The 13,204-nt window shown below is 38.7% G+C and carries 14 protein-coding genes; 4 read left to right on the top strand and 10 right to left on the bottom strand.

Annotated features, from left to right (window positions below; translation table 11 throughout):
* Positions 1-208 precede the first annotated feature (208 nt).
* Positions 209-829, top strand: coding sequence for a 2OG-Fe(II) oxygenase (locus tag CWB66_RS07590; protein WP_138584889.1), 621 nt, complete (start codon positions 209-211; stop codon positions 827-829).
* Between the two features lie 37 nt (positions 830-866).
* On the opposite strand, the gene ubiA is transcribed toward CWB66_RS07590, so the two are convergent.
* Together ubiA and CWB66_RS07580 are read right to left on the bottom strand one after the other, a co-directional pair.
* Positions 867-1,745 (bottom strand): 4-hydroxybenzoate octaprenyltransferase, encoded by an 879-nt coding sequence (gene ubiA, locus CWB66_RS07585; RefSeq protein WP_138584888.1) that lies wholly within the window; start codon positions 1,743-1,745, stop codon positions 867-869.
* Positions 1,742-2,293, bottom strand: a complete 552-nt coding sequence (locus CWB66_RS07580; protein ID WP_077537087.1) for a chorismate--pyruvate lyase family protein — start codon at positions 2,291-2,293, stop codon at positions 1,742-1,744. The genes ubiA and CWB66_RS07580 overlap by 4 nt, the downstream gene beginning before the upstream one ends.
* Positions 2,294-2,461: 168 nt before the next feature.
* Here CWB66_RS07580 and CWB66_RS07575 point away from each other — a divergent pair, with 168 nt between their 5' ends.
* On the top strand, positions 2,462-2,860 hold the full coding sequence (locus CWB66_RS07575) for a flagellar basal body-associated protein FliL (RefSeq protein WP_077537086.1): 399 nt from the start codon (positions 2,462-2,464) through the stop codon (positions 2,858-2,860).
* Between the two features lie 98 nt (positions 2,861-2,958).
* Here CWB66_RS07575 and glpG read toward each other — a convergent pair whose 3' ends face one another.
* The 6 genes from glpG to CWB66_RS07545 all read right to left on the bottom strand — a co-directional run bounded on the left by glpG (position 2,959) and on the right by CWB66_RS07545 (position 8,218).
* Positions 2,959-3,777, bottom strand: a complete 819-nt coding sequence (glpG, locus tag CWB66_RS07570) for a rhomboid family intramembrane serine protease GlpG (RefSeq protein ID WP_138584887.1) — start codon at positions 3,775-3,777, stop codon at positions 2,959-2,961.
* Positions 3,774-4,091: a thiosulfate sulfurtransferase GlpE gene (gene glpE / locus CWB66_RS07565; RefSeq protein WP_138584886.1), complete on the bottom strand. Its 318-nt coding sequence runs from the start codon at positions 4,089-4,091 to the stop codon at positions 3,774-3,776. Before glpE ends, glpG begins: the two co-directional genes overlap by 4 nt.
* A gap of 65 nt (positions 4,092-4,156) precedes the next feature.
* Positions 4,157-5,182, bottom strand: a complete 1,026-nt coding sequence (tdh, locus tag CWB66_RS07560) for an L-threonine 3-dehydrogenase (protein ID WP_138584885.1) — start codon at positions 5,180-5,182, stop codon at positions 4,157-4,159.
* A gap of 51 nt (positions 5,183-5,233) precedes the next feature.
* Positions 5,234-6,427, bottom strand: a complete 1,194-nt coding sequence (locus tag CWB66_RS07555) for a glycine C-acetyltransferase (RefSeq protein ID WP_138584884.1) — start codon at positions 6,425-6,427, stop codon at positions 5,234-5,236.
* 160 nt (positions 6,428-6,587) lie between these two features.
* Complete coding sequence (gmhB, locus tag CWB66_RS07550; RefSeq protein WP_138584883.1) at positions 6,588-7,160, bottom strand: D-glycero-beta-D-manno-heptose 1,7-bisphosphate 7-phosphatase; 573 nt, start codon at positions 7,158-7,160, stop codon at positions 6,588-6,590.
* On the bottom strand, positions 7,160-8,218 hold the full coding sequence (locus CWB66_RS07545; protein WP_138584882.1) for a glycosyltransferase family 9 protein: 1,059 nt from the start codon (positions 8,216-8,218) through the stop codon (positions 7,160-7,162). Before CWB66_RS07545 ends, gmhB begins: the two co-directional genes overlap by 1 nt.
* A 122-nt stretch (positions 8,219-8,340) precedes the next feature.
* Here CWB66_RS07545 and CWB66_RS07540 point away from each other — a divergent pair, with 122 nt between their 5' ends.
* On the top strand, positions 8,341-9,069 hold the full coding sequence (locus CWB66_RS07540; RefSeq protein ID WP_138584881.1) for a 3-deoxy-D-manno-octulosonic acid kinase: 729 nt from the start codon (positions 8,341-8,343) through the stop codon (positions 9,067-9,069).
* Here CWB66_RS07540 and CWB66_RS07535 read toward each other — a convergent pair.
* The gene (locus CWB66_RS07535; RefSeq protein ID WP_138584880.1) at positions 9,062-10,147 is read right to left on the bottom strand and encodes a glycosyltransferase; all 1,086 of its coding nucleotides are present in this window, start codon (positions 10,145-10,147) and stop codon (positions 9,062-9,064) included. The genes CWB66_RS07540 and CWB66_RS07535 overlap by 8 nt on opposite strands.
* Positions 10,144-11,217: a hypothetical protein gene (locus tag CWB66_RS07530; RefSeq protein WP_077537077.1), complete on the bottom strand. Its 1,074-nt coding sequence runs from the start codon at positions 11,215-11,217 to the stop codon at positions 10,144-10,146. Before CWB66_RS07530 ends, CWB66_RS07535 begins: the two co-directional genes overlap by 4 nt.
* Positions 11,218-11,386: 169 nt before the next feature.
* Here CWB66_RS07530 and CWB66_RS07525 point away from each other — a divergent pair, with 169 nt between their 5' ends.
* The gene (locus CWB66_RS07525) at positions 11,387-12,934 is read left to right on the top strand and encodes a capsule assembly Wzi family protein (RefSeq protein ID WP_138584879.1); all 1,548 of its coding nucleotides are present in this window, start codon (positions 11,387-11,389) and stop codon (positions 12,932-12,934) included.
* The last annotated feature ends 270 nt before the right edge of the window (positions 12,935-13,204 follow it).

Below are 13,204 nucleotides of genomic sequence, written 5' to 3'. Positions count from 1 at the left end.
AAACAAGGCGAATTTACGTGTCAATAGCGGGCCTATTGCAAGTAAATTCAACGCTGTTAGCACTGACAATAGCAGTTTGAGGTGATTTATTATCCAAAGCTCAGGTTACTGAAGTAACGCTGTTTTTAAGAACTATGCGACATAAAAGTGGTAGCTTTTGATATCTTTTCGGCTACACTGTCGCACCTTAAAAAAACAGCTGACATAAATGCTCAACCTCTTAGCCTACGACAATTATTTAACTGAAATAGAAGTACAAGGTTACAGTGTTATTCATCAAGCTATTGATGAACGACTTATTAGCGATTTAATGGCAGATTGTTATCGTATAAACCCGCATTTTACACTTGCTGGTATTGGTCGTTTAAATAATTTACAAGTAGACGATAGTATTCGCAAAGATAAAACCTATTGGTTTGATGGCACTTCACAAGCTCAAGTAGCTTATCAAGCTATAATGGAAAACATTAAAACGACACTCAATCGCACGTTTTTTATCGGCTTATTTGATTATGAATGCCATTATGCCAAATATACGTCGGGTGATTTTTATAAAAAACATGTTGATGCTTTTAAAGGCCGCTCCAATAGGGTTATAACGAGTGTGCTCTACTTAAACACGCCAGCTCAAGGCGGCGAACTTGTTATTTATAAACATAAAAGTAAAGAAATCGAAATCATTATTAAGCCCACAGCTGGCACCTTAGTGCTATTTGAAAGTGAGCGCTTTGTTCACGAGGTACTCCCAGCCATAAACAAGCGTTACTCAATAGCTGGTTGGTTTAGAAAAAATGCATCTATTAGCGGTATTATTGATCCACCCCGATAGCTCAAAATAGCGTATTTTAACAACCTTTATTGAGGCTTTAAAATGCTATTGGATATGAGAACAACAAACCAATAAAAATAGCTAAGCCTACATAGTGGTTATTTAAAAATGCTTTAAAGCAGGCATCTCGTTCACGATGATGGATAAGCACTTGTTGATAAACTAATAAACCCGCTGCTACCCCCAAACCAATTCCAAAGGGGACAGACAACCCATTAACTAAACCTATAAAAGCAACTAACGTAATAAACACCGCATTAAGTAAAAAAATGAGATGGCGGTCATACCTACCAAATAAGATAGCTGTTGATTTAACGCCTATTTTTAAATCATCGTCCCTATCAACCATGGCATACATAGTGTCGTAAGCCACCGTCCAACAAACATTTGCAAAAAACAACAACCAAGCTTGTATAGGTAATTGATTTATTGAAGCCATGTAAGCCATAGGTATTGCCCAACCAAAAGCGGCACCGAGTACAACTTGGGGTAACTGTGTGTAGCGTTTCATAAACGGGTAACAAAATGCCAATGCCAGCGCTGCGAAAGAAAGTAAAATAGTATTAATACTTAACATTAATACCAAAATAAACGCGAGTACAATAAGCAGCAAAAATAAACTAAGCGCTTCACCATTACTAACGACCCCTGAAGCCAGTGGGCGCTGAGCTGTGCGCTTTACTGAGCCGTCTATTTTTCTATCAGCAAAGTCGTTTATTACACATCCAGCACTTCGCATTACAATAACGCCAAGTGTAAATACAACAAAATTAACCAAGCTTGGCATGCCATTATTAGCAAACCATAATGCCCAATATGTTGGCCAAAGCAATAATAACGTACCAATAGGCTTATCTACACGCATCAGCTGTATGTAATAAGGAATATGGTTGGCTTTTAAAAGGGCTAGCTTCATGAGTACAAATACGCTCCGGGTAAAAAAACTTCACAGACTAAAAAGTTATAACTTTGCAATGAAAATACACTGCGTCTGCCTAGTAAGGTTTGCTTAGGCAAATTTAATTGTGACACGAGTTGCTGTAATGGATGGATGGAATTAAAGCGCGCAATTTCTATATTTTTACGAACAAGTTCTGGATCTTGAAAAATCACATCGCCTAATGGCCTTTCTCCCATATTATGCAAAGGATTTTTTGATTGCTTTAGTAATAGATTATCTGGCAGCCAACTTTGCGCGTATACCATAGGCTTATCGTCACACAATAATAGCACTTCGCGATTCAATGCTGATGTTAAGGTGCAATTAAGTAATTTTTGTTGCTGTATTGATAAGTCAAAAACCTGCTCACTAAGCACTTTCACACTAAAGGATTGCGAATGACTTTTTAATTTAGCCGTTAAAGAATGCGATTCAAACAGCCAATCGTGCTCAGAATTAGATAAATCACTTACTTGTGAAGCAGGAGACCAATCAACAGATAAAGAAATAGGGAAAGTAGTCACATTAGCTCAATAAAATAAAATCCAAGGTAATGATAACATTGCCGATGCATTTGAAAAAGTGATGATTCGGCAGCCTAAAATAACTAATATAAATAATTGCTTGGCGCTGTTTATTAGGACTTATTAAGTATAAACTATTTGTAACAGATTTACGGAAACGCTTTAAATATGAAAAAAATAGTATACATAGGTCTTTTTGCACTAATAATGAGCGCTATAAGCTTAACGGCAAACGCAAAATCGACCGTTGGTTATTTTGGTTTTGAGCCTGACATTATTACTAACTACATAGGCGTTTCGAGTAAAAAAATGGGCTATGTGCGTGTCACTGTGGATTTAATGCTGACCGATACATCAGACATAGCGATTGTAGAACACCACACGCCTTTACTTCGTGACGCATTGGTTGAAATATTATCAAAAGAACCTGAAGAAAAAATAAAATCACTTATTGGCCGCGAAGAAATACGCGCTAAATGCTTCGAAAGACTTAAAAGCTTGTTAAAAGAAGAAACTGGCCACGAAATTATCCGTGAAGTGTTGTTTACTAAGTATTTATATCATTAGTAATTGATACCAATCCGCGTAAGCATTGCTTAATTTAACAGAGTAAATTCTTATAAATAGTTAAATAATGGCCATAATCAAGCGGATTGGTTTTAACGCTAACTGTTTTTGTTAAATATTTTTGCGGTGTAGGCATAAGCAATACCGCTTATTAACCCACCTAAGTGCGCCCAATTAGCCATACCTACAAACAATACATCTGCAAAGCCAAGCACTAACCAAACTAACATAAAACCGACTATTGCCATACTTACTAACGCAGGCTTGTTAGGGTTTAAAAAACTATGTATCCAACAAAAACCAAGTAATCCATACACCACGCCACTTAGCCCGCCAAAATTCGGGCCAACCATTAAATATTGTGCCCAATTACTAATAAGCGCAGTCACCAAAAATAAGCCGATTAAGCTTAATTTCCCACACTGCTTTTCGATATTATCACCAAGCGACATCCACCAAATTAAGTTAAACACAATATGCATCGCGCTAAAGTGAACAAGAGCGGGAGTTAACCAGCTAAGCGGTTGCGATGGATTAAATTGCAGCACAGTATAAATTTCATTAAATCCCCCCAATAAAAAAGCAACATAAATAACAATACTCAATATGCTAACCGTTTGATTAAGCCAGCTAAGCGCTTTAAATCGCGCCATTAAATTAAGCGACTGCCCTTGGTATTTAAGCGGCGATTGTGTGCTGCCTACATCCCATGATGCTTGCTGGTATTTTTCATGATTAGGATTTTGTGTAAATTCAGCCCATAGCGGCTGCACTTGATGAAAATCTTCCTCAAGCACACTAATAATGACATTACTGCCATCAGCTGAGTGTATCTTTGCATCTAGGCCTTGGCTTTTTAAATAATCTATAAAGCCCTGTGCGGCGCGCGGGTTATTTAAACTGCCAAGCTCTATCATCGCTCTACTTTCTCGCTATAAGCCGCTTCCCAAGCAGTAAAACCACCATCCATACTGTAAACGTCTTCAAAACCTTGCTCAACTAAATAGCTAGCGGCACCTTGAGAGCTCATCCCGTGATAACACACGATAATAATTGGCTGATCGAACTCTTTTTCCATCATAAATTGCGCAATATTACCGTTAGACAGCGCTTCAGAGCCTGGAATATGACCAGTCTGATACGAATTAGGATCGCGAATATCTGCAATTACAACGTCTTCTTTATCTAAAAGCTCTAACGTTTGCGCTATAGAAATATGTTTAAATGCCATTGGAGTCTCTTTAATTAATAGTATAAAAAAGGCGGCCTAAGCCGCCCTATCTAGAATTTTTAAAACTAATCCCAGTTTAAAATTACTTTGCCTGACTGGCCTGAAATCATCATATCAAAGCCAGCTTGGAAGTCATCCACAGAATACTGATGTGTGATGATTGGATTCAAATCGAGACCCGATTGAATCAAACTTGCCATTTTGTACCACGTTTCAAACATTTCGCGACCGTAAATACCTTTAATCACCAAGCCTTTAAAAATAACTTGGTTCCAGTCAACCGCCATATCTGATGGTGGAATACCTAGCATGGCAATTTTACCGCCATGGTTCATGTTATTAAGCATTGAATTAAACGCGCTTGGTACGCCTGACATTTCAAGGCCAATATCAAAGCCCTCTGTCATACCTAGCTCTTTCATTACATCTTCAAGCTTTTCGTTTGCCACGTTTACAGCGCGTGATGCACCCATTTTACGTGCTAAGTCTAGACGGTATTCGTTTACGTCGGTAATAACAACATGGCGAGCACCAACATGCTTTGCAACAGCTGCTGCCATAATACCAATTGGGCCTGCACCAGTTATAAGTACATCTTCGCCAACTAAATCAAACGATAGTGCGGTATGAACTGCGTTACCAAATGGGTCGAAAATAGAAGCCAGTTCGTCAGATATATTATCTGGAATTTTAAATGCGTTAAATGCAGGAATAACTAAGTACTCAGCAAATGCACCTTCACGATTTACGCCAACTCCCGTTGTATTACGGCATAAATGCACACGCCCTGCACGGCAATTTCGACAGTGCCCGCACGTAATATGCCCTTCGCCTGATACACGGTCGCCAACTTTAAAGCCTCGAACTTCTTGGCCCATATCGACGACTTCACCCACATATTCGTGACCAACAACCATTGGAGTAGGAATGGTTTTACTTGCCCATTCGTCCCACTTGTAAATATGTACATCGGTACCACAAATAGCTGTTTTAAGAATTTTAATTAGTAAGTCGTTATGACCCACTTCTGGCTTTGGTGCATCTGTCATCCAAATACCAGGTTCTGCTTTTAATTTAGATAATGCTTTCATAATTCACACTCAACTAAAAAAACCGAAGCGAGGCGTCGGTTTAAAATAAAATTAAATAACGCCCATTTCTTTACCAATACGGGTAAATGCATCAATCGCAATATCAAGTTGTTCAATGCTATGCGCCGCTGAGATTTGTGTACGAATACGAGCCTGCCCTTTTGGTACTACTGGGAATGAAAAACCGGTTACATAAATGCCTTCAGCAAGTAGCTTATCAGCCATTAACGAGGCTACTTTGGCATCTCCTAGCATGACTGGGATAATTGCATGGTCTTTACCTGCACACGTAAAACCAGCAGCTTCCATTTGCTCACGGAAATATTTAGCATTTGACCAAAGTTTAGCGCGCAGCTCGCCGCCATTTTCAAGCATTTCAAGTACTTTAATTGATGCAGTAACAATTGAAGGCGCTAATGAATTTGAGAACAAGTATGGGCGTGAACGCTGACGTAACCATTCAACAATTTCTTTTTTACCTGATGTATAGCCGCCTGATGCGCCACCTAGCGCTTTACCTAAAGTGCCGGTAATAATATCTACACGATCTAATACATTACAGTACTCAGGTGTACCTTTACCGTTTTCGCCAACAAAACCAACAGCGTGAGAGTCATCTACCATTACAAGTGCATCGTATTTATCGGCTAAGTCGCACACTGCTTCTAAATTACAGATAACGCCGTCCATAGAAAACACGCCATCGGTAGCAATTAATTTTGTTTTAGCACCGGCTTCATCTGCTGCAATGAGTTGCTTTTCAAGATCAGCCATGTCGTTATTTGCATAACGAAAACGCTTAGCTTTACATAAACGTACACCATCGATAATTGATGCATGGTTTAATGAATCAGAGATAATGGCATCTTCTGCGCCTAAAATGGTTTCAAATAAACCTGTATTTGCGTCAAAACATGAAGAATATAAAATAGTATCTTCTGTTTCTAAAAACTCACTGATTTTTTTCTCTAGCGTTTTATGAATATCTTGCGTGCCACAAATAAAACGAACAGACGCCACACCAAAACCATGATTATTTAAACCATTTTGCGCAGCTTCAATTAGCTCTGGGCTATTAGCTAAACCTAAGTAGTTATTAGCACAAAAGTTGATTACTTTACCTGATGCAACTTCGATTTGAGCTTGCTGCTGGGACTTAATAATACGTTCGCTTTTATACAAACCTTCGGTTTTTACGTCTTCAATTTGCTGTTGTAACTGGCTAAAAAAAGCAGATGCTCTCATCTAGGTTCTCCATCTATTTGAACGGGTAAACAACCGCACTTACGCGGCTGTTTATTATGCGGGGTATTGTAAAAGTTTAATGGGTAAAATGCACGGTTTGCAGTTCGTCGCAAACGCTATAAATTGGAAGGAATTCCTGCCAGTTTACAGCTAAGTCTATTTAGTTTATTTGTGTATTTAAAAGTGCAGGTAAACTGCTTATAGAATCGATAATTAAATCAGCTTCTTGCTTGGCGTTCTCGTCAAAGTTTTGACCCGAACGCACTAAAACACGAGTCGTAATGCCCGCTTTTTTCGCAGCCTGCATATCACTGAGTTTATCGCCCACCATAATACTGCAAGCAGGATCAATGTGATGCTCTTCTATACCTTGCAATAACATACCTGGCGCAGGCTTTCTGCAACTGCACTCTTTCAAATACTCAGGGTGCGCTTTTTTAGGGTGATGAGGGCAAAAGTACACATCGGTAACTTCAATGCTGTGGGCACTAAATTGGCCTTTCATCCATTGTGTTAGTGCTAAAAAATCAGCTTCGCTGTAATAACCTCGGCCAATTCCAGATTGATTAGTGACGATTATGATTTTATAGCCTGCATCATAAAATATTTTACAAGTGCTAAAAACACCGTCAATAAATTCAAATTTATCGCTTTGATACACATAACCATGATCAACATTTACCACGCCATCGCGGTCTAAAAAAAGCGCTTTATTTTTTTGTTGTGTATACATTACAAAGACTCTTTTTGTACAACATGATCAAACATCGCTTTTACATCATCAACTGTAATTTGGCTCATTAAATCATCGCCTTTAACGCGCGTCCCCCACAAGACTTGTTTTGCCGTTTTACCAGTTTGCTTAAGCAAATTTTGATGATAAACCTCTACCACGTAGTCTTGATATAAGTAAGGACCAGTGCGTGCTGGATTTGAATGTGCATACAAACCTATAACGGGCGTACCAACTGTCACCGCCATATGCGCAGGACCCGTATCGGGCGCAAGCACTAAGCTGCCACGCTTTAACACGCACAACAACTCTTTGAGTTTTGTTTTACCCACCAAGTTTAAAATCGGCGTGTTGCTGTGCTCAATAATGCTATTTGCTAGGTTAATTTCAAGCTCTGTTGGACCACCCGTCAATACCACCTTAAAGCCTTGCTCGCTTGCATAATCAGCCAATGATGCATAACGATCTGCGAGCCAATTACGCTGTGCTTTACTTGCTGCTGGCGATATTACTAATAGTTTATTCGTTAGGTACTCTGGTGTTAGTAACTCATCTGCAACCGCTTGGTCTTGCTCGGTATAGGGCATGTTCCAGTTCGGTTTATAATCAGCTACACCAATGACTTTAGCAAAACCTTTAAAACCTTCAAGCACATGCGCTTGGGCTTGTGGCTCTATTCGTTTATTAATAAATAAGCTGTGTAATTCTTTTGACCGCGCCCAATCGAACCCTATTTTTACTTTTGCAGGAATACAACGCGCTACAAACCCAGCCCTTAATGCAACTTGCATATTAAGCAGTACATCAAATTTTTGACCTTTAAAGCGTTGTTTTAAGCTTTTAAGTGCAGCTTTTCCTTGCTTTTTATCAAACACAACCAGCTCAACGCCCGGTAAGTCAGCAAGTAACATGGCTTCTACTTTGCCAATAATCCAGGTGATTTTTGCATTAGGATGTGCTTTTTGAATAGCTTGTACTGCACTCACACCATGACATACGTCACCAATGGCTGAGAGTCTTAATATACAAATAGATGAATAATTAGGAGCTTGAGTCACACATTCCCTTAGGTATTAAATACAAAAGCCGATCTTAAATTATAATCACGCTATTGCAAGCACTTATCCTGCGCTTTAAAACGCGCTAATATAGGCCCATTATTTAGCAATTACACAGAGCTATGTTTAAACAACACGTGCAAGGCAATCACACTGTATTAAGCCACCCTAAATACACAAGCCAAATTACTCTTGATTGGTTTGATGCCAATTTTTGGCAAAAACAAAATAAAATTGTGGGTGCTAAAAAAGGCAGAGCAACAGCATGGTTTTTTAAACAAGACAAATTAACAGCCGTGCTGAGGCATTATTGGCGTGGTGGTTTAGTGGGTAAATTACTAAGCGATCAATATTTATACCCAGGGCTTGAACAAACCCGCGTGTATAAAGAGTTTAGCTTAATGAGTAAACTTATAGAGCTTGGTTTAAACGTGCCAATCCCTATTGCAGCTAAAGTAACCCGCAGCGGGTTAATTTATCGTGGTGATATTATTACCGAGGCTGTTACAGGCGCTAAAAGCGTACTCGATATATTAATTAAACGCTCATTGACTCAAGATGAGTTAGAGCGCATTGCGAAAACAATCGCGCTATTTCATGCAAAAGGTGTGTACCACGCCGATTTGAACATTAATAACATTTTATTTAATGACATTGGTGATGTGTATATTATCGACTTTGATAGAGGTGAAATAAAAAAACCTAATGCACAGTGGCAACAAAGTAATATAACGCGCCTTGAACGTTCATTTTTAAAAGAACAAGGCCGAAATAATACATTTAATTGGCAAGCAAGTGACTTTCAAACTCTACACAGCAACTACCTTAAAGCTTTATCAGGCGCTAGTTAACTAGCGCTAAATACTGCAGAGCAACCTGCTCTGCCTGTACTTGTTTTAAAATTTCTGCGTTTTCTACATTTGGCTTATCTGCTAGCACCTGCTTAACGGCATTGGCTAATGCCTCACTTTGTCCAGCGGGTACTAAATATTTACTTAGCTCGCCTGTTAATATTTCGTTTGGCCCAAATGTACAATTAGTGCTAACTACCGGAGTACCCACCGCTAATGCCTCAACGATTACATTTCCAAACCCTTCAAAATCAGAGCTAAGGATCAATGCTTTGGCATGCTTAATCCAGTTGTACGGGTTTTGTTGAAACCCTGGCACTACTAACTGCTTTTCTATGCCGTACGCCTGTGCAAGCTTTATCGCTTTTGCAGGTTTATTACATAAAAGTACTAACTTGTATTTTTTATCAAGCTTTGCAAATGCTGCAAATAATATATCGTGGCGTTTTTGTTTAGCAAGCCTCCCGACGTGAATTAAATAAGGCTCACTTGGGATATTGTTATTTTGCTCGTTCGCTTGCTGATTTATTTTTTCAAAATCAAACGGGTTATAAATAGTCGTAATTGCACTTGGGCGAATTAAATCCCCTTGTGTTATTTCTTTTTCAACCCCCTTTGATACACAAATCAGTGATTTACCATTTAAATTTTGTTTACTTTTTTTAAGGTATAAGTAAGAAAATGGACCTAACTTTTTTTGACGAGCAAGTTCAGCATTAACGGAGTTATGAATAACAAAATGAACATTTTTGATATTACTGCGTGCGAGTAAGTTATTACTTCTATCAAGGTTAGAAAGAACTAAATCAATACTGCCAATCTCGCTCTGTTTTTTTTCAAACCATGCTTCGAGTTTCAAAACACTGTTTTTACGCTGCCAAAATCTATCAACTTTAGATGCTCTATCTGAAAGTAAACTTTCAACATTTACCATGTCTGGAATATCGTATTCAACACTGCTAGCAAGAGATAAAATAGTGACATTATGCTGTAGTTTTACCAATTCCTCGGCAAGCGTAAGCATCACTTTTTCAGCGCCACCGCCAACCAATGAATCAATAACAATTACAACGTTCATGAATGTTCTCCTATGAGCATATTTTTTACACCTTCAGTAATAACATCATAGCTGTGTATATTTTCAAGCTGAGCATATTTATTAACAAGCCCATTATAAAAAGACGTTTCAATAATATGCTCAACTTTAGCCGATATATCATCAGTATCAAAATTCGCTTTTAGCACAACGCCTGTACCAACGCAGTGCGCTAAACGTGCTGCTTGGTCTTTAGATATAGCGCATGCAGCAACAGGAGTTTGAACTGCAATAGCTTGCAGTAAAGTATCGCCACCACTAAGCAGCGCGACTTTAGCTTGGCTCATTAGCGCCAAAAAGTCAGTATTTTGTAAGCTTGATAAGCAAATAAGTTCATTAGAGTTTGGGATAACGCCAGGATAATTTGGACCAAAAACCACAACACCTGTTAACCCTGTACGTTTAGTAATTTTAAGAGCAGCATTAAAATAAACATCCGCACAATTTAAGTTATTTACACTGTGCCCACCGGAGCCCGCATTAACAATAAAGTAGCTATTTGGCTCTAAATGATATCGATTCAACACATCCCGTTTTTGCTCACTAGATGCAAAAGCAACAAAAGGACCTACATTATTTGGGTATGCCAGAGAAAACATTGCTAACTTAGTGCTTTCAGCCCAAGTTAGTGGCTCTATGCAATAATCGGGCTGCACAACCCAATGTACATCAATTAAATTAACTCGATTAAGCTTTAAGCCTTTTGCTCGTTTTTTAGCATGCTGGGAAATAAAAACGACTTTAGCCCCTACTTTTTTAGCTGCTTTCATATGCCCTGCGCGTCCCGCACAATCAAAAACCACAACATCAGGTCTAAATTGCTCTATAAATTCGCAAACATAATCAAGTTCTTTAGTGGCTGAATGTTCAAGTAATGTGGTTTCAAAAGGGCAATCTTTTGCATACGCCGTATGCTTATTTAATATGAAGTGGATATCAATAGAGTTCGCAAATTCGATTTGTAAACTTTGCGCCAATAGCAACGAACGCATATATTCACCAATGCCTTGTGGTGATGATACCGGAATAAATAAAAGTCGTTTGTTGCTCATTACATTCCTTATTTCCTATTTTGCATCCAGTATATCAATCGCATACTTATTACGATAGATAGCTTACATTTTTATACAAAAAATTAACCCTCTTTATTTTATTATTTGCTGCAATAGCTAGCTTAGGTTGATAAACTTGGCGGCAATTTCAATCATAAGGATCTGAACTTTGCGAAACAGAATTTTTCTTCTTTCTACTCTCTTTTGTGCAATAAGCGTATCAGTTAATGCTGAACCATGGGTAAAACCAGATGATTATGGCTTAAGAGCTGATATTCAACAATTAGCTGATGCTGGTGTTATTTTAGCCCCTGTAACCACTTACCCGCTGATGTGGAAGAGCTTTATAAATGATGTTGACAGCACGCCACTTGAGCAATTAACGCCAAGCTTGCAAGATGCGTTACTGCGCGTAAAGCATCGCTATAAATCAGAAAATAGTAGTTCGCATAACGTTCAACTTGCCGCTTTTGCAGCCACAGATTCTATTATTGCAACCAGTTTTGGTGCTACTAACACGCAAGAGTCTGAACTTTCAGCAGCTTACACTTATTTAGGCAATAACTTTGCAGCTAAAATCGCCGTTAACTCAAGAAGTGATGGAAAGAAGTGTTTAGCCAAAGACAAAAAAACAGATGATATTGTTACTAATGAACAAGCACTTATAGACTGTAAAGATACCTCGTTCGACGATAGTTATTTAGCGTATCGCTTAGGTAACTGGATTTTTAGAGCAGGTGCTGTTGAACAGTTTTGGGGACCTGGTGTTGATAACAGTTTAATAATGTCTGGCAATGCCAAGCCACTCCCAGCAGTAAGCGTAACGCGAGAGCAAAGTACGGCCTTTAAAACCCCTTGGTTAAGTTGGATCGGCCAATGGGGCTTTACCGCCCAAATGGCAAAGCTTGAATCAACTCGTGTAATTCCTGATGCGTTACTTTGGAGTAGCCGTGTTAATTTTCGCCCACTCCAACAGTTAGAAATTGCACTTAGCTGGTCAGCACAATGGGCTGGTGACGGTCAGCCAAGTTCAGCGGGTGATTTTATTGATGTTATCACCGGGCAAACGACGTGTGCTAATGGCAGTGAAAGCTGTGACAGCGCACTGGATTCAAAAATTGGCAACCAACTTGCCGGTGTCGACATTCGCTGGTCTGACACACTCTTTGAGCAACCTTATGCATTATATGCAAGCACAATTGGTGAAGATGCAAGTTCGCAATTTAAACCTGCTGATAGAGCCTATTTATTTGGTGTACAAACAACACAGCGCATATACGATCAAAATATATTGGTGAATGTTGAATACATAGATACGGGCGTATCTTGTAGTTCTGAGTCTTCCACTGAAAATTGCTATTACGAACACACTGAATATAAATCAGGTTATCGCTACCATGGTCGTACTATTGGTTCAACATATGATAACGATGCACAATCCGTTGTTTTAACTTTATTAGGCCAACTATCTAATGGCGATGATTGGCAGGTTAAATTGCGCAATGTTGATTACAACAGTGATAATCGCGACCGTTACCCTAACAACCCTAACTTAGGTAATACAATTACCAAAACAGGATTTAATAGTAAGCAGTTAGAATTACGTTACAGAATGCTTACTATGGGCGGACGCTTAACGCTAGGTGCTTTTGCTTCTAACAATGACGGCGCTGAAAACGATACATCAGCATTTGCCAAGTACGAATATAACTTTTAATACGTTATTTTTAATAAAGTAAGATATTAAAAGCAAAAGGGATGAAAACCGTGTTTTCATCCCTTTTTTGTATTTTTAGTAACTTAAACCAGTAATTATACCAATCTGCTTATATATAGGGTCTATTTAACGTTAAGAAAATTACGCTGGAACTAGGCAAAAATTTTTTTATCTAGTTGTTCTAAATAAAAAATTTTTAACGACGTTATAGTGCAATTTAATTCGTGAAATTGATCAATGCTTTATGCTGTTTGGGATATGTACGTGGGT

It is taken from the genome of Pseudoalteromonas sp. S558 (genome assembly GCF_005886635.1).
Taxonomy (GTDB): Bacteria; Pseudomonadota; Gammaproteobacteria; order Enterobacterales; family Alteromonadaceae; genus Pseudoalteromonas; species Pseudoalteromonas aliena.
The sequence above is the reverse complement of the archived record's forward strand: the minus strand, read 5'-3'. Positions and strand labels throughout refer to the sequence as shown.

What these genes read in the sequence shown, in the direction of transcription:
- CWB66_RS07590 (WP_138584889.1), top strand. Translation starts at nt 209, where the DNA reads ATGCTCAACCTCTTAGCCTACGACAATTATTTAACTGAAATAGAAGTA.
- ubiA (WP_138584888.1), bottom strand. Translation starts at nt 1,745, where the DNA reads ATGAAGCTAGCCCTTTTAAAAGCCAACCATATTCCTTATTACATACAG.
- CWB66_RS07575 (WP_077537086.1), top strand. Translation starts at nt 2,462, where the DNA reads ATGAAAAAAATAGTATACATAGGTCTTTTTGCACTAATAATGAGCGCT.
- glpG (WP_138584887.1), bottom strand. Translation starts at nt 3,777, where the DNA reads ATGATAGAGCTTGGCAGTTTAAATAACCCGCGCGCCGCACAGGGCTTT.
- glpE (WP_138584886.1), bottom strand. Translation starts at nt 4,091, where the DNA reads ATGGCATTTAAACATATTTCTATAGCGCAAACGTTAGAGCTTTTAGAT.
- tdh (WP_138584885.1), bottom strand. Translation starts at nt 5,182, where the DNA reads ATGAAAGCATTATCTAAATTAAAAGCAGAACCTGGTATTTGGATGACA.
- CWB66_RS07555 (WP_138584884.1), bottom strand. Translation starts at nt 6,427, where the DNA reads ATGAGAGCATCTGCTTTTTTTAGCCAGTTACAACAGCAAATTGAAGAC.
- gmhB (WP_138584883.1), bottom strand. Translation starts at nt 7,160, where the DNA reads ATGTATACACAACAAAAAAATAAAGCGCTTTTTTTAGACCGCGATGGC.
- CWB66_RS07540 (WP_138584881.1), top strand. Translation starts at nt 8,341, where the DNA reads ATGTTTAAACAACACGTGCAAGGCAATCACACTGTATTAAGCCACCCT.
- CWB66_RS07535 (WP_138584880.1), bottom strand. Translation starts at nt 10,147, where the DNA reads ATGAACGTTGTAATTGTTATTGATTCATTGGTTGGCGGTGGCGCTGAA.
- CWB66_RS07530 (WP_077537077.1), bottom strand. Translation starts at nt 11,217, where the DNA reads ATGAGCAACAAACGACTTTTATTTATTCCGGTATCATCACCACAAGGC.